Raw genomic sequence first — 16,496 nt, forward strand, 5'->3', positions numbered from 1 at the left:
TTTATGTTCTTTTAATCAGCATCGTTTCCGCTTCCTCCCGTCTCATGGACAAGGTATAAGAGCCAGAAACCCGAATCGCGATGGGATCGCCAAAAGGAGCCAAATGGGTCAAAATCACCTCAGTTCCTGGCAAACAACCCATCTCTAATAGTTTCAACGAAAGCAACTCGTCCGTGAAGCCCACTATCTCCCCCTTTTCACCAATCTTCAAGTCGGCCAAATTTGCCATGTTCACTATTTAGAATAATTCAAAATTAGACACAAATGTACTAAGTATTTCTGAGCTAAAAAATGATACAAATAGTTTTTTCTGTCGTAAATTGCAGGTTCATGGCATTAACTGAAATTTTCGTATTGATTCGCAAAGAAATGCAATTAGAGTGGCGCAATAAATATGCGATCCACGGTCTAGTGCTGTACTTAGCCGCGACTATTTTCATCTGCTATTTGTCCTTCAAAGCGAAGCAACAATCGATCCATCCAATTATGTGGAATACGTTGTTTTGGATCATCTTACTTTTCTCTGCCGTGAATGCTGTAGGCAAGAGTTTTACACAAGAATCAGCGAATCGAAATATCTTTTATTATACGTTTGCCAAGCCAGAATCGGTCATTTTCAGCAAAATCATCTACAATACGTTGGTGATGCTAGGAGTATCTTTCATCGGCATTTTCTTTTATTCTTGGGTGATGGGGAATCCGGTTGGAAACATGCCACTTTACCTTGTATCGCTGGTTTTAGGGGCTATCGGCTTTGCCTCTACCCTTTCGTTAGTGGCAGGAATCGCCGCCCAGGGGGAGAATTCAGCCACTTTGATGGCGGTGATGAGCTTTCCGTTGATCATTCCCTTATTGTTATTATTATTAAAATTGTCCAAAAGTGCCTTAGATGGTATTTCACTCGCAGAGAACTGGGATGAGATCGCCATTTTAGGGGCTCTTGATATCATTGTTGTTGTATTTTCTGGGATCTTATTCCCTTATATATGGAAACATTAAAACGCCAATATTGGAAGATTTTGTCGATCATTCTGTTGATCTACACGGTCTATTCCGGATTCAACGGGGAGGTGCCGCGTCAACCCATTTTGAACGAGACGATCCGTAATCTGTATTTTCACGTGACCATGTGGTTTACGATGATTTTCCTTTTAGGGACGTCTGTGTATCATTCCATTCAGTACTTGCGTACATCTGATCTGAAATCAGACCTAATTTCGAGCACGTATGTAGAGGTCGGAATGGTGTTTGCCATCTTAGGGTTGATTACGGGGAGTGTGTGGGCGAAATTTACTTGGGGTGATTGGTGGACAAACGACCCGAAACTAAATTCAGTCGCTATTGGTTTACTTATCTACCTAGCCTATTCGCTAGTGAGATCATCGATGCCAGATGAGATGCAGAAAGCGCGAATTTCATCGGTTTATAACATCTTCGCCTTTGTGATCTTCATGGTGCTGATTTGGATTTTGCCTCGTATGACAGACTCCTTACACCCAGGAAATGGCGGAAACCCCGCTTTCTCGAAGATGGACTTAGATAACCGAATGCGCATGGTATTTTATCCCGCGATTATCGGTTGGACATTATTAGGCTATTGGATTGCGCAAATCCGCATTCGAATTAAGAATTTAGAACAACAAAACTAGTTATAATGAAAGCAGTACTTATTCTTTTTTTTAGCATAATCAGCTTTGTCGCATCAGCACAAGCTAGCGACATCGAAATGGCAGATCAATTCCGCGCTGACGGAAAAATCTATGTAGTGATCGCGGTGGTTAGCGTCGTATTAATCGGATTGTTCGCATATTTATTCCGTTTGGAGAGTAAAGTATCAGCCTTAGAAAAACGCAGCAAATGAAAAAGACACACATCATCGGATTGATTTTAATCGCTGTTGCCATCGGTATTATTTTGATTACAACTGGCGATGCGAGTACCTATGTAGGTTTTGATGAGGCGGAACGTATTTCGCAACAAGATCCGAACCAAAAAGTACACGTGGTGGGTACCTTGAAAAAAGATGCTGCCGGCCAAATTATCGGGATGAACTACAACCCAGCACTGGATGCTAATCGCCTAGAGTTTCTAGTGCAAGACAGTCTAGGACGCGAAAACCAGGTGGTTTATGCGGCACCGAAGCCACAAGACTTTGAAAAATCGGAGAAAATCGTTTTAGTAGGTAGCATGCATGCGGACAAAACATTCTATTGCGATAAAATTCTATTAAAGTGCCCTTCTAAGTACCAAGAAGGTAAAATTTCAGCAGACTCTAGTGCCTCAGTAGCGGTAAAAAATTAAATATGATACACGAAACCATCGGTTCGGTTGGACATTTATTTGTCATTATTTCCTTCGTAACGGCGCTTCTAGCGACGTTTGCGTATTTCAAATCAGCGCAATCCACGAACGAATTAGAAAATGATTGGAAGTTAACTGCCCGGGTTTTATTCGGACTGCATTTGATGGCGGTTATTGTGGTGGCGGCCAGCCTCTTTGTCATTATTTATAACCACTATTTCGAGTACCATTACGCGTTTACGCACTCCTCTTTGCAATTGCCTACGATGTTCATGATCTCCTGTTATTGGGAGGGTCAAGAGGGGTCGTTTTTGTTGTGGATCTTCTGGCAGGCGATTTTAGGCCTGTTATTGATGATCAAAAATCCGAAATGGGAGTCGCCTGTGATGACGGTTTTTGCACTCGTACAGACGTTTTTGACGTCGATGATTTTAGGAGTGATTATTCCTTGGATTGATTTGAAAATTGGTTCTTCTCCGTTCTTGTTGTTGCGTGAGGCGCAGCCGGATCTTCCGGTTTGGAGTATGCAACCGAATTTTATCCCCAAAGACGGACGTGGATTAAATCCCCTATTACAAAACTATTGGATGGTGATTCACCCGCCTACCTTGTTCTTGGGTTTTGCCTTGACATTAGTTCCGTTTGCGTATTTAATCGCTGGATTGTGGAAGAAGAAATTAACGGAATGGGTGCTACCGGCTTTACCTTGGGCACTTTTCGCTGCGGGGGTATTGGGAATCGGTATCATGATGGGAGCTTATTGGGCCTATGAGACCTTGAATTTTGGGGGCTATTGGAACTGGGATCCGGTGGAGAATGCCTCGTTTGTGCCCTGGTTAGTTTTATTAGGTGCCATCCATACGATGATCGCGCACAAAACATCGAGTTCTGCTTTAAAGACCTCTATTATCTTAGTCATTGCGACCTTCATACTAGTCTTGTACTCGACCTTCTTGAACCGCTCTGGAATCTTAGGAAATGCCTCTGTGCACTCCTTTACGGATTTAGGTCTTTCTGGTCAGCTCTTACTGTACATGGGGACCTTCCTTTTTGTGGCTATCGCGATGTCGATTTACCGTTGGAAGGATTTGCCTCAGGATACCAAAGAGCTGGGAACCTATAACCGCGAGTTTTGGGTATTCGTAGGTGCTGCCGTTTTAGGCTTATCAGCCTTCCAATTAACGTTTACGACTTCGATTCCGGTGTACAATAAGATTGCCGAGGCTTTTGGGCTTCTTTCAAATATTGCGTTACCGGCTGATCAGGCAGAACATTATAGCAAGATTCAAATTTGGATATTCGTAGCCGTTGCTATTTTGAGTGGCATAGGTCAATATGTATGGTGGGGCAAGATCAAGCAAAGCACGAGCTTCAAACCGCTGATCAATCCCGCGTTGGTGGCGACTCTTTTGAGTGTCGTGTTCATCAACATCGGTAAGATTTACACAATTCCCTACATCATCCTATTGTGGAGTGGATTGTTCGCCGTTTTAGCGAACTTCAAAATCCTTTGGTTCCTGATCCGCGAAAAGTTCTCATTAGTGGGAGGTGCAGTGGCACACGTCGGTTTAGCGATCATGTTGATCGGTATTTTATTCTCAGCAGGTTATTCCAAAGTCGTATCCTTAAACCGCTCCGGCTTCGCGATTAGCACGAAAGTGGAGGAATTTACGAAGGACAATAACAAAGAAAACAAGGAAAATTTACCACTTTGGCTAGGTCAAGGCGCCCAAATGCAAGATTATTTAGTGACTTACAAAGGTCGCCGCATCGAGGTTCGGGGTCAAAAGGGTTATTTCAATAAGAACGATTTTGAGATTATTGAGGGAGATTTCCACGCGGTGGCTTTGAAAAACATTATACGCGATAGCGTAACAATCGCCAGCAAAGGAGACACCGTAACAGTGGAACCAGAGAATACCTATTACGAATTAGAATTTAAAAACGAGGAAGGTAAAGCCGTTTCTCTATTCCCAAGATGGCAAGTGAATCCGAAAATGGGAACCGCCATTTCGCCTGACGTAAAGCATGCTTGGAACCACGATATTTACACCTACGTTTCACTAGATCCACGTCTGGCAGCAGAGGCTGGCTCTGAAAAACAGTGGTCGCAAACGGAAGAGCAAACGGTCACGACAGGAGACACCTTATTCATCAACGACTTCGTGGCTATCTTAAAAGAGGTAAACCGAGTGACGAATGTCGATGGAGTTGAATTAGGTGCAAACGATGCAGCGGTTCAAGCGAACTTCCAAGTATTAGGCAAGAATTCACAGCAGTTTACGCTGAGTCCTATTTTCGTCATCAAAGGAGGAATGGTCGCTATGCCAGCTTTTGAAAGTGAAGAAACTGGAATTAAGATTAAATTTACCGGCATTAACCCGCAATCACAGGAATTTGGGTTTGCCTGGAATACGACTCAACAAGAATTAATCGTCGTCAAGGCTTTGGAAAAACCCTACATTAACTTGGTTTGGATCGGATCTATCCTCGTGTTTATCGGTTTGTTCATCGCCACCTATCGTCGCTTAAAACCTAAATTAGCAGCCTAATATGGGAAAGAAAGAGATCTTAAGTTTAGCTGCGGCTATCGGTTTCATCCTCATCTGGATCATCGATTTGAATAGTCCGACACCTGCCGAGGTGAAAGGGCAGTTTTGGGAGGAAATTTTCTACCATTACGGCTGGCTTATGTACGGTGTAGGCTGCTTGTTCTACTACCAATACGCAAAGAACGAACGCATCAAGAAGGAAAAAGATGACAGAAAGTAATATCAGTTTAGATAATGCCCAAATCATCGGGATCGTCGCATCGATGGTATTCTCCGCCTTCTTTTCTGGGGTCGAGATGGCCTTCGTTTCTTCGAATAAATTATACTTCGAACTGAAGGCTAAACAGGATATCCTGAGCGCAAAAATTATCGCCAATTTTAACCAGTATCCCTCCCGCTTTATCGGCACGATGCTGATTGGAAATACCCTCTCCCTAGTGGCCTATGGTATTTTTATGGAGGAGTTTTTGCATCATGTGGTGCTGCATTATTTATCCATAAACGAGATTTTAGCTCGTTTAGTGGCATCGATAGTCGCGACCATTTTGATCTTGATGACATCTGAATTCACTCCTAAGAGTGTGTTTTTGATCAACCCGGACGCTATTTTAGAATTCTTAGCCATCCCTATTTGGGTGATTTATACCTTGATGTTCCCCTTGGTTTGGGTGACGGTGGGATTATCGAAATGGTTCATTACGAAAGTCTTGCGTTTAGCGTATTCGGAGGAAAAACCGGCCTTCGGTTTGACGGATTTGAATCATTACCTCCAAAACCTCAACCGCAAAGTCTCCACCGAACAGGAAGCCGAGGTAGATCATAAAATTTTCCATAATGCCCTAGAGTTTAAGCAAGTGAAAGTGCGTGATTGTATGATTCCTCGTACAGAAATCACGGCCATCGACCTGGAAGACGGTATCGAAAAGCTAAAGGAGGTATTTTTAGAAAGTGGTCACTCGAAAGTATTAGTGTACAAAGAGACCTTGGAAGAGGTGGTGGGCTATTGCCATTCTTTGGCGCTATTTAAGAAACCCAAAGATTTACAATCCATCCTGACCAGCATTCCCATCGTTCCGGAGGCGATGCCGGCAAACGACTTAATGATCAAGTTCTCGAAAGAACGTAAATCACTTGCCTTAGTGGTAGACGAGTTCGGTTCTACAAGTGGTTTAGTGAGTATGGAGGATGTGATGGAGCAGATTTTTGGCGAGATTCAAGATGAATATGATGATTCAGAAGACTGGATCGAAAAACAAATCGACGAGACTACTTTCGTCCTTTCTGGCCGACATGAGATCGATTATTTGAACGAAAAATACGAATGGAATCTGCCAGAGGGGGATTATGAAACCCTTGGCGGAATGTTGATTAGCCTTTATGAGGATATTCCACAAGTGAACGAGCTCATCACCTTAGCTCCTTTCCAGTTCCAGATTATGACGACGACCGATGCACGAATTGACACGGTGAAAGTACTGATCACGGGTAAAATTACGCCTGCTCCGTCGACCGAATTATTGCATTAGAACGCGCTGCAAGGTTTGGCATTTCATCTGTGTTTCCTGCCACTCTTTCTCCGGATCTGAGTCCTCGGTGATTCCGCAACCCGCATAAAATTCCGCCTGATTGCCCGTGATTTTAACAGTTCGCAAGTTCACAAACAGATGCGTATTCCCCCCTATATTCACCGGTCCGAGATACCCGGAATACATCGATCGATCGTGCGTTTCAGTTTTTAAAATAAACTCAATCGCCTCTTGTTTAGGCGTACCACAAACTGCAGAGGTAGGATGCAAAAGACCTAACATTAAGCCGGGCAACTGTGGGAAATCCATCGCCTTTGTGTCTACGATATACTCCGTCTTCAAATGCAGCAAATTTCCGGTCGAAATAGTCTTAGGACCTAGCTCGGTATATTCCCGCAAGCGAATCTTTTTAAAACAATCAATGATGTATCGGCTCACGAAAGCCTGCTCTTCGATTTCTTTTTGGGACCACCTTGCCTGAGCTGGAGACAAGGCATTTCCCTGATCATCCACTCCCGACTGGGTCCCAGCTAGGGAGATTGTTCTGAAAACTCCGTCCTTTTGCTCCACTAATATTTCTGGCGTGGCACACATCCAAACCCCCGCTAATGCTGGTATGGAAATCGCACAAACAAAGGCATTCGGATAAGCGGCCGCTAATTCCTCGAGTGCGGATGCGATAGAAAAGCCCGAAGGCAATTCCTTCACATCGGTTCGGGATAAGACCACTTTTTGCAAGGGCCCTTGTTTAATGGCTTCGATAGCGGAGGACACCCACGATTTGAACTCTTGTTTTTTAATCAAATCCTCTTCTTCGAATACGCTGTTGATGGATGTTGACACTGAGGTCAAAGTCCACGAAGTCAAAGAATCTGAAGCTAAAAAATAAGGTAAGCCGATGAACGGAGCGGCTAAGAATCCGGCTGGCAAATCCGCTACATTCCAACCCTCAGCCAGCTGAGATCCCCCTTGAAAATCCTGCAAAAGAAAGGCTTCAGAGGCATGCGGCAAACGCCACGCCGCGAGTGCAGCGCCCCTTGAAATTCCATCCTCCCAGCTATTTTCCCCCATTATTTTATTGGAATAATCGCTACCGTCAACCGGCTAGCGCAAATCAAATTTTCTTCTTCGTCGTGAATTTTAATTTCATACACATGTATCGTACGACCGATGCGTAAGGGAACACAGGTTCCGATCACAAATCCGCTGCGGGCAGATTTTAAATGGTTCGCATTAATCTCCACTCCCACACCCGTTTCTTTCATCGGATCCTTAACGGCTAAAACCACCGCCACACTTCCGAGGGTTTCCGCTAAAACAACAGACGCTCCCCCATGTAACAATCCCATGGGCTGAATTGTTCGATGATCGACCGGCATTTTTGCCTTTAAATAACCGGACTGAATTTCGGTAAATTCAATACCTAAGTGATCGATCATGGTATTCTTAGACATCGAATTCAACGTCTCCAAGGAGATGGAAGTATTAAACATATATTTCGTAATTTTGGCTAAAATTCGGAATAAAATACGATTAATATGCATGCTCAACCTGATTTAGTGAAAGATATTTACCTGATTCGCCACGGCGAAACGGAATACAATCGCAAGGGGGTCGTGCAAGGAAGTGGGATTGATGCGGATTTGAATGAATTAGGCCAAAGACAAGCGGAAGCCTTTTTCCGACATTACCACCATCTCCCCATCGATAAAATCTATACTTCCGCCTTAAAAAGAACCCATCAATCGGTGAAGGGCTTCATCGACAAAGGTTTGCCGTGGGAGCAACACACCGGTTTGAACGAAATTTCCTGGGGGAGTAAGGAAGGAAAATCTCCTAATACGGATGACAATTTATATTACAAGAATTTAACGAGAACCTGGCGCGAGGGCCACATTCATGTGCAGTCTGATCAGGGAGAAAGTCCGGTGGAGGTTTTGGAACGCCAAAAACCCGTCGTCGATCTCATTCTTTCCCGACCAGAAGAAAGTGCCATCTTAATCGCTATGCACGGTCGTGCCATGCGGGTTTTGCTCACGCATTTATTCAACGCACCTTTACATCATATGGATAAGTATGCACACCAAAACCTGTGCCTATACCACCTCCAATACGATTATAGAGCCAAAGAATTTCGCCTCGTGAAAGGCAATTGTGTCATCCATTTAGCCGACTTGCCCGAGTCTATGTAATATGGGTAGAAAACGCATGTATTGGATTTTGCAATTAGGCGGCTGGTTCGCCTGGATGTTAAATGAGGCGGTTTTATACACGAATCAATACGGCTGGCATTGGGCTTGGCTTTATGCCTCTTTGGCGAATATTTCTCTCGCGATTTTCCTGACGCATCAATATAAAAACATCATCAAAGTGAATTCTTGGCAGGACTTGCCCCTTTTCACGATGTTGAGAAACCACTTTATCACCCTTTGTTTGATGGCCGCCTGCCTCGTGGGGCTTAATTTACCCATCGATCAATACTTACTGGGGGAGAATTTTGAGGTCCAAATTAGCCCCTTCATCATCACCCAGTACCTCTTCAATTTCATGAAGCCGCTGGCGATTTGGATGTTAATCTATTTCTTCTTCCAGTATTCAAAAAAACAACTCGTGATGGAACGCGAGAATAATCAATTAGAGCGGGCCATTCAGGAGACGGAGGGCAAGGTTTTACGCGCGCAGATGAATCCGCATTTCGTCTTTAATGCCCTAAATAGTATTCGCGCGTTAATTACGGAAGACCCTGCGAAGGCCAAAAAAGGAATCAATCAACTCTCCAAGCTACTTCGAAGCTCGCTTTTAACCGAACGCAAAAAGACCATCTCCATTGCAGAGGAATTAGACACCATTTTGGATTACCTGAATCTCGAGAAGATCCGCTACGAAGAGCGCCTTGCCTGGAAGATCGAGGTACCTAAAGAGATCTCTCAAGCCCAAATTCCCCCCATGCTTTTGCAAACTTTGGTAGAGAATGCCATCAAACATGGCATCGCGCATTCTTCGAAAGAAGGGCTGATCCAAATTAAGGGGGAGATTGCTTCTGAAATGATTCACCTTCAAGTCATCAATCCGGGACATTTGAAAACCAAGGGAGAATCCACCGGGATTGGTTTAGTGAACTCCCAAAATCGCCTTCAACTGTTGTTTGGGGAGACCGCTCATATTGACTTAAAGCCTTTGGACAAAAATCACGTCCTCGCTTCCGTTACGATTCCGTATATTTCCGAAACACTAGCCTGAATCCCATGAGAGCCATCATCGTAGACGACGAACGCCTTGCCCGAAATGAACTGAAGCGTTTATTAGAAAATTTCCCTTCGATCGAAGTGATAGGAGAGGCATCGAATACGGACGAGGCTAGCCAGCTGATCGAAGAATTACAACCGGATGTGGCCTTTTTAGATATTCAAATGCCAGGTAAAACGGGTTTCGAATGGCTAGAGGAATGGGATGGATTTCTTCCGGAGATTATTTTCACGACGGCTTTTGATGAATATGCGCTGAAAGCATTTGAAGTAAATGCGCTCGATTATGTGTTGAAACCAATCGAATTAGCGCGCTTAAGCGAGAGTATTCAGAAATTAGAATCCCGATTCAAGCGTACTGTCTCAGCTGAAAAAACCACTACAGCCAGCCATGTGCTAGGTGGAAACGACCAGATTTTCGTGAAGGACGGTGAAAAATGTTGGTTTGTGCGATTAGATCGCGTTCGTTTGTGTGAATCGATGGGGAATTATGTTCGCTTGTTTTTTGACGACCAAAAACCCCTCGTCCTAAAATCCCTTAACTCCTTAGAGGAGCGTTTAGATCCTAAATTATTCTTCCGCTGCAACCGCAAACACATCGTGAATCTGAACTTCATCGATAAGATTGAACCTTGGTTCTCCGGTGGATTGCAGGTGACTTTAAAAGGTGACAAAGCGGAAAAAATCGAAATTTCCCGTCGTCAATCGATCCGTTTTAAGGAGCTTTTGTCTCTTTAGTACGTTCAGGAGCCTCCCCTAACAAGAAACCATAAGGTTCCAGACTCGGGATGGAATCGAATATTACTTTCATCACAGCAGTTAAAGGCAGCGCTAAAATCAATCCTGGAATTCCCCAAAGCAGTTCGCCACAAAGCAAGGCCAACATCGCCACCATCGGGTTCATACTCACTTTCGAACCTACCACTAAAGGCGTAATAAAATTCGCCTCAATAAATTGTGCCGCTGCCACCCAAGCAACGACTGCCAAGGCATGCGATGGGCTCAAGGTAATTAGACTTAATAAAATAGGCAAAAGTGCTCCCATCCAAATTCCGATATAAGGAATCAACAAAAGCACTCCCGTTAAGAATCCGAAAAAGACCGGATACTCTACCCCGATCCACCAAAATCCAATAGAATTCAACACCCCCACGATCAACATCACCACTAACAAGCCCACTAAATAACCTTGCACCACAGAACCCGTTTTCTCCATCACTTTTGTCAACACTTGACCTTCCGTTTTTGGAAATACTTTCTGCAAAAATTGCTCGAAAAAATCGCGGTAGAATAAGAAGAAGAAGGTAAATACGGGCACTAAAATCAACGCCGTAATCGCATGTAATGCGGTCGAAAAGGTCGTACTGATGATCACCCCTGAGTTTTTCAGGAGGGCCATTAATTCATTACTAAGCTCCAGCATTTGTTTGCGGCGGGAGATATTGAAATTCGAAGAGATGAAGGATTGCAGACTCGATACCCACTTTTCGGTTTTTTTAGCAAAAAGCGGCAGCTCAGAGGAAAATTCCATAATTTGTAAACCAGCCACAAAAAGCATAGAGGAAATCAAGGCAAAGGTGAGCACGATCGCGACGAAAATGGCGAGCGCACGAGGTAAACCTTTGGACTCCATCCACTTACTGGCTGGCAACAATAATAGGGATAATACCAAGGCAAAAGAAAGTAGGATTAACAGATCCTGCAAAAGGTAGGCCGCGGCGATAAGCAAGGCCATCGAAACGAGGCTTCCTGATAATCTGGTGGAATAAGAAGTGTTGTTTGACATATCTAATAAATTAACAATTCCATAACATACAACTTTCTATATTTGCGTTGTAACCCGTTCAAAACTATGGCAACAGCTTCACCCGCATACAAAATTCTACTCGTAGATGATGATGCAGACATTTTGGAGTTATTGGAATACAATTTACTAAAAGAAAACTTTCTTTTAGCAAAAGCAACGAATGGAAAAGAGGCAATTGCAGAAGCAAAATCGTTTCAACCCCATTTAATTATCATGGACGTCATGATGCCAGAAATGGATGGTATCGAAGCAGCCCGCCAAATCAAGTCAAATCCTGAGTTTAAAAACACCCTTATCCTGTTCCTAACGGCACGTGGAGAAGAATATACGGAGATCGCCGCATTTGAAAGCGGGGCCACTGATTACGTGGTAAAACCGATCAAATTACGCGCCCTTATCAGCCGCATTAATGCGCTGTTGGCTCGTGAAACGGCCACGACTGAAACTAAAAACGAAGTTATCTCCATCGGAGATTTAGTCATTGACCGGGTACAATATGCCGCAACCTTCCAGGGACGCGCACTTGTCTTACCTAAAAAAGAATTCGAATTACTTTCTTTCCTAGCGAAAAACCCGAATAAGGTTTTCAATCGCGATGAGTTATTGGAGAAAGTTTGGGGTTCTGATGTGTTCGTGGTAGAACGCACGGTAGATGTACACATTCGTAAATTGCGCGAGAAAATCCCAGAATACTATATCAAAACATTGAAAGGTGTAGGCTATTTATTTTCAATCGAGAAGGCCTAATTGCCCATTTTTAGGTAAATTGCATCTCGAATGATGCGCCTAATTACCATCCTCCTTTTTTGTCTTTTATCTGTCAGCTCATTTGCTGATGGTCCTAAACGTGAGTTGAGGGGAGTTTGGGTAGCCACCGTTCAAAACATCGACTGGCCCAGCCCACACAATTACGACGGAGCGAAACAAAAATCCGAATTTATTGATATTTTAAATTCCCACCAAAAAACAGGAATCAATGCCCTTTTTGTCCAAATCAGAACCGCATCTGACGCTCTTTATGCGAAAAGTGCAGAACCCTGGACAACCTACCTTTCTGGAAAACAAGGACAGGCTCCAAGTCCCTATTACGATCCTTTGGAATTCATGATCGACCAGACCCATGCGAGAGGAATGGAATTTCATGCTTGGTTGAATTTGAACCGCGCCTCCATGTCCTCTCGATCACTTTTAAGTTCAGAACATGTGGCTAGAAAGCACCCCGAGTGGCTTTTGACCTATAATGGACAGTTGTTATTTGATTTTGGGATACCGGCGGTGCGCCATTATATCGCTGGACTGGTTCGCAATATTATTGTAAATTACGACGTGGATGGTATCCATTTTGATGATTATTTTTATCCCTATCCGGACCCTAAATCAACCTTAAAAGACGAGGATACTTACCTGAAATACAGGAATGCAGGCGAGTCCAAGGCTGATTGGCGTCGGCGAAATACGAGTGCTTTAATTCAGGAGATTTCAGAAACCATCCGAAAAACGAATCCGAAAATCAAATTCGGAATTAGTCCCTTTGGAATTTGGCGACATAAAACATCCGATCCCGTGAATGGGATGCCCACTGTGAAGGGCTTGCAATCTTATGACGATTTGTATGCAGATACGGATCATTGGCTGAAACAAGGCTGGTTAGATTACATCGCGCCCCAATTGTATTGGGACACCGCTCATCGCGTGGCTCCGTTTAAGCCACTTGCGGATTGGTGGAACGCGCATTCCCACGGTAAACCGGTGTATTTCGGGATGGCATCCTATCATTTAGGGGATGTTTGGACAAATAAGGAGATGAAAAAGCAGGTCGAGATTAGCCGTAGCATGCCTAATGGGCAGGGTTTGATCTTCTATAGCTCGACTTCCCTGACTAAAAACACGAAGGCCTTTAGGGATACGTTGCGCAGGAATTATTTTGCACACACTGCCTTATTACCTACCTCGCCTTGGCTAGACAGTATCGCGCCTCATGCGCCTGCACAGGTATTTTTAGCGAATAAAAAATTGAAATGGCAGGCTGGAGAAGAATCTGACGATGGGGATCCGGTGGCCTATTATGTGGTTTATCGTATCCCGAAACAAGATAAAAAACACCTGGAGGACCCGAGTAATATCGTGTACAAAGGGAAAGCAACCGAGTTAATTTTAGAACAAGATGACCTAAAACCGGGTTATGGCTTTACGGTGACTGCCTTCGATCGACTTCATAATGAGAGTCGACCAAGTGCAGTCCAGTGGGTTAAACCCGTTAGCAGCGATTAATATGCATTTAAAAATTAAAGAAATTACTGTCGAGACGATCGACACGAAGACGATTCATTTTTGGCAACCAATCCATGATGCTTTGCATTATGTATCAGGTCAATTCCTAACCGTCATTCCCGAAATCGAGGGCAAAAAAGTCCGTAGAAGTTATAGTTTATCGTCTTCCATGAAGACGGATATGACTCCAGCCATCACCGTAAAACGTATCGAGGGCGGATTAGTATCTAACTTTTTATGCGACACCTTACAAGTGGGAGATAGCCTAGAGGTGCTTGAGCCGATGGGTAATTTCACCCTGGAAGCAGACGCTTCCGCTTCGAAAAACTACGTATTCGTGGGAGCTGGTTCCGGGATCACGCCTTTGATTTCGATGATTAAAACCATCTTGCACGGCGAGCCTAAATCGAAGATTCACCTGATTTATGGCTCACGTCATGAAGATCAAATCATCTTCAAAAAAGTGTTGGACGCTTTGGAAACCTCGTACGCTGATCGCCTAAAAGTGTTACACGTCATTTCTCAACCTGCGGCTAATTGGCCAGGCTTGAAAGGACGCATTAACCAGGCGTCTATCGTCTATTATTTGAAGCAAGAATTAGGCCTAGACATCGCCTCTGCCCACTATTATTTATGTGGACCGCAAGGAATGATGACGGAGGTTCAATCTTCTTTAGCCATGTTTGATGTGCCGGCGGGTCAGATCCACCAGGAATCGTTTGGGGTGACCGCAAGCGCTGAAATGGAGCAGGCGGAGGAAGATGGGTCATTGAAGACGCAAGAAATCACCTTGATTTACGAGGGGAAAGAGCATAAAATTACCGTTCAACCGAGCGAAACTATTTTAGAGGCTGCTTTGGAAGCGGACCTGGACATCCCCTATTCGTGTCAAGCGGGCATGTGCACCGCCTGCATGGGACTTTGCAAAAGTGGAACTGTGGGTATGGATGAGGAAGATGGCTTGACCCCGGGCGAAATCGCAAAGGGCTATATTTTAACTTGCGTGGCGCATCCATTGAGCGCTGGGGTAGTGATTGATTTAGATTAATATGAGAAATAGAACATTTTTGCCGGCAGATTTTCAACTGAGTACCTGGGAATCGGTGTTACCTTATTTTGAAAAATTGAGCGCGACGCAGATTTCGAGCATTGAAGATCTACGTTTATTTTGCCAAAACCGCTCCGAATTAGAATCCTATCTATCGGAGAACTTCGCGTGGCGCTACATCAAGATGTCTTGCGACAACCAAAACGAAACTTTGCAAACAAGCTACGCACAGTTTGTGAACGAGATCATGCCGAACGCGTCTGTTTTCGACGATGCATGGAACAAGAAGGTGACCGAAAGTCCCTTCGTTTCCGAATTAAAAGAAACGGGCTTCCCAGTGATGTTGCGTGGCATGAAAAAGGCCATCGAAATCTTCCGCGAGGAAAATATTCCCTTGTTCACTGAATTGCAGAATTTAGAAACCAATTACGGAGCCCTAACCGGCGCTTTAATGGTAACAATAAATGGTGAAGAGAAAACCTTGCAGCAAGCGGGTGCCCTTTTAGAGTCGACCGACCGAGCTGAACGCGAATCGGTCTACCGCACGATGGTGGAGAAACGTTTAAGCATCAAAACCGAGCTGAACGATTTATATTCTTCGCTCATCGAAAAGCGTCATCAGGTAGCTCAGAATGCAGGTTTCGAGAATTACCGTGACTATGCTTTCGCTAGTTTAGGTCGCTTCGACTACGGTCCGGCGGAATGCTTTGAATTCCACGAGGCGGTTGCAGAAACGGTGGTTCCTTTGTTAAATGAGGCCGCAGCGAAGCGCAAGCAAGAAATGGGGCTTGATGCCTTAAAGCCTTGGGATAAAGCCGTAGACCCTTTAGGTCGTGGTCCTTTGAAACCTTTCGAGACAGGCGAAGAATTACTGGAGAAAACGATCGAAGTGTTCGATGAGATGGATCCATTCTTAGGCAATTGCTTAAAAGAAATGGTGACATTGGATCGCTTTGATTTGGATTCTCGCAAGGGCAAGAACCCGGGTGGTTATAACTATCCATTGGAGGAAACGGGGTATCCATTCATCTTCATGAATGCAGCCGGAACGGTGCGCGATGTCGTGACTTTATTGCACGAGGGAGGGCATGCGGTGCATAGTATTTTAACGAAAGATTTAGCCTTGAATTCCTTCCGTAACTTCCCATCTGAGGTGGCAGAACTTGCCTCGATGAGTATGGAATTGATGACGATGGACCGTTGGGGGACTTATTTTTCGAATCCAGAAGAGGCAAAAAGAGCGAAGATCAAACACCTAGAAGACATCTTAGAGACCTTGCCGTGGGTGGCGACGATCGATGCCTTCCAGCATTGGGTGTACGAAAATCCAGCTCATACAATCGCTGAACGGGAAGCGAAATGGAACGAAATCGTTTCTCGTTTCTCGGATTCCATTACCGATTGGGATGGTTTAGCGGAGGTGAGATCAAATATCTGGCAGAAGCAGTTGCACCTATTTGAGGTGCCATTCTACTATATCGAATATGCGATTGCGCAGTTAGGGGCGCTAGCGGTTTGGCGTAATTATTGCCAAAATCCGAAAAAAGCCCTCGATCAATACATCGCAGCGTTGTCCTTAGGATATACAGAGCCGATGAAAACGATTTATGCGACAGCTGGAATCGAATTCAATTTCAGCAAGCCTTATATTCAGGAATTAATGAACTTTTTAGCGGATCAAATTAAAAAATTGGAGGAAAGTTAGGCAAACGATGTCCCATTCCTTATTTTTGCAAATAATTATTG

At 44.3% G+C, this 16,496-nt stretch carries 18 protein-coding genes; 14 read left to right on the forward strand and 4 right to left on the reverse strand.

Going from position 1 to position 16,496, the window contains the following annotated elements; translation table 11 throughout:
- Position 1: 1 nt before the first annotated feature.
- Positions 2-229: a FeoA family protein gene (locus V7S74_RS10420; RefSeq protein WP_377979026.1), complete on the reverse strand. Its 228-nt coding sequence runs from the start codon at positions 227-229 to the stop codon at positions 2-4.
- A gap of 101 nt (positions 230-330) precedes the next feature.
- On the opposite strand from V7S74_RS10420, the gene V7S74_RS10425 reads away from it, so the two are divergent.
- Genes V7S74_RS10425 through V7S74_RS10455 form a run of 7 tightly spaced genes read left to right on the forward strand, consistent with a single transcriptional unit; the run spans position 331 to position 6,379 of the window.
- Complete coding sequence (locus V7S74_RS10425; protein ID WP_406778700.1) at positions 331-999, forward strand: heme exporter protein CcmB; 669 nt, start codon at positions 331-333, stop codon at positions 997-999.
- Positions 987-1,649, forward strand: coding sequence for a cytochrome c biogenesis protein CcsA (gene ccsA, locus V7S74_RS10430; protein ID WP_406778701.1), 663 nt, complete (start codon positions 987-989; stop codon positions 1,647-1,649). The genes V7S74_RS10425 and ccsA (V7S74_RS10430) overlap by 13 nt, the downstream gene beginning before the upstream one ends.
- A gap of 5 nt (positions 1,650-1,654) precedes the next feature.
- Entirely contained in the window at positions 1,655-1,861 is a 207-nt protein-coding gene (locus tag V7S74_RS10435) for a CcmD family protein (protein ID WP_406778702.1), read from the forward strand.
- Positions 1,858-2,301, forward strand: a complete 444-nt coding sequence (locus tag V7S74_RS10440) for a cytochrome c maturation protein CcmE domain-containing protein (protein ID WP_406778703.1) — start codon at positions 1,858-1,860, stop codon at positions 2,299-2,301. Before V7S74_RS10435 ends, V7S74_RS10440 begins: the two co-directional genes overlap by 4 nt.
- A gap of 2 nt (positions 2,302-2,303) precedes the next feature.
- On the forward strand, positions 2,304-4,853 hold the full coding sequence (ccsA, locus tag V7S74_RS10445) for a cytochrome c biogenesis protein CcsA (protein WP_406778704.1): 2,550 nt from the start codon (positions 2,304-2,306) through the stop codon (positions 4,851-4,853).
- A gap of 1 nt (position 4,854) precedes the next feature.
- Positions 4,855-5,073, forward strand: coding sequence for a hypothetical protein (locus V7S74_RS10450; protein WP_406778705.1), 219 nt, complete (start codon positions 4,855-4,857; stop codon positions 5,071-5,073).
- Positions 5,060-6,379, forward strand: a complete 1,320-nt coding sequence (locus tag V7S74_RS10455; protein ID WP_406778706.1) for a hemolysin family protein — start codon at positions 5,060-5,062, stop codon at positions 6,377-6,379. Before V7S74_RS10450 ends, V7S74_RS10455 begins: the two co-directional genes overlap by 14 nt.
- Here the strand turns inward: V7S74_RS10455 and V7S74_RS10460 are convergent.
- A complete protein-coding gene (locus V7S74_RS10460; RefSeq protein WP_406778707.1) occupies positions 6,368-7,450 on the reverse strand; it encodes a chorismate-binding protein in 1,083 nt (360 codons plus the stop codon). The genes V7S74_RS10455 and V7S74_RS10460 overlap by 12 nt on opposite strands.
- Entirely contained in the window at positions 7,450-7,872 is a 423-nt protein-coding gene (locus V7S74_RS10465) for a hotdog fold thioesterase (RefSeq protein WP_406778708.1), read from the reverse strand. Before V7S74_RS10465 ends, V7S74_RS10460 begins: the two co-directional genes overlap by 1 nt.
- 45 nt (positions 7,873-7,917) lie before the next feature.
- Here V7S74_RS10465 and V7S74_RS10470 point away from each other — a divergent pair, with 45 nt between their 5' ends.
- The 3 genes from V7S74_RS10470 to V7S74_RS10480 are packed head-to-tail and all read left to right on the forward strand — an operon-like array spanning position 7,918 to position 10,362.
- The gene (locus V7S74_RS10470) at positions 7,918-8,571 is read left to right on the forward strand and encodes a histidine phosphatase family protein (protein ID WP_406778709.1); all 654 of its coding nucleotides are present in this window, start codon (positions 7,918-7,920) and stop codon (positions 8,569-8,571) included.
- A gap of 1 nt (position 8,572) precedes the next feature.
- The gene (locus V7S74_RS10475; protein WP_406778710.1) at positions 8,573-9,619 is read left to right on the forward strand and encodes a sensor histidine kinase; all 1,047 of its coding nucleotides are present in this window, start codon (positions 8,573-8,575) and stop codon (positions 9,617-9,619) included.
- 5 nt (positions 9,620-9,624) lie between these two features.
- A complete protein-coding gene (locus V7S74_RS10480; protein ID WP_406778711.1) occupies positions 9,625-10,362 on the forward strand; it encodes a LytR/AlgR family response regulator transcription factor in 738 nt (245 codons plus the stop codon).
- Here the strand turns inward: V7S74_RS10480 and V7S74_RS10485 are convergent.
- Positions 10,340-11,410, reverse strand: a complete 1,071-nt coding sequence (locus V7S74_RS10485) for an AI-2E family transporter (protein WP_406778712.1) — start codon at positions 11,408-11,410, stop codon at positions 10,340-10,342. The genes V7S74_RS10480 and V7S74_RS10485 overlap by 23 nt on opposite strands.
- 66 nt (positions 11,411-11,476) lie before the next feature.
- Between V7S74_RS10485 and V7S74_RS10490 the strand changes: the two genes are divergently transcribed.
- Genes V7S74_RS10490 through V7S74_RS10505 form a run of 4 tightly spaced genes read left to right on the forward strand, consistent with a single transcriptional unit; the run spans position 11,477 to position 16,455 of the window.
- Positions 11,477-12,178 carry a response regulator transcription factor gene (locus V7S74_RS10490; protein WP_406778713.1) on the forward strand — a complete coding sequence of 234 codons (702 nt, stop codon included), beginning with the start codon at positions 11,477-11,479 and terminating at the stop codon, positions 12,176-12,178.
- A 30-nt stretch (positions 12,179-12,208) separates the two neighbouring features.
- Complete coding sequence (locus V7S74_RS10495; RefSeq protein WP_406778714.1) at positions 12,209-13,702, forward strand: glycoside hydrolase family 10-like protein; 1,494 nt, start codon at positions 12,209-12,211, stop codon at positions 13,700-13,702.
- Between the two features lies 1 nt (position 13,703).
- Positions 13,704-14,750, forward strand: coding sequence for a 2Fe-2S iron-sulfur cluster-binding protein (locus V7S74_RS10500; protein WP_406778715.1), 1,047 nt, complete (start codon positions 13,704-13,706; stop codon positions 14,748-14,750).
- Position 14,751: 1 nt separating this feature from the next.
- Positions 14,752-16,455 carry a M3 family oligoendopeptidase gene (locus V7S74_RS10505; RefSeq protein ID WP_406778716.1) on the forward strand — a complete coding sequence of 568 codons (1,704 nt, stop codon included), beginning with the start codon at positions 14,752-14,754 and terminating at the stop codon, positions 16,453-16,455.
- The last annotated feature ends 41 nt before the right edge of the window (positions 16,456-16,496 follow it).

Origin of the sequence: Aquirufa novilacunae, from assembly GCF_045310505.1 — a bacterium.
GTDB classification, from domain to species: Bacteria; Bacteroidota; Bacteroidia; order Cytophagales; family Spirosomataceae; genus Aquirufa; species Aquirufa novilacunae.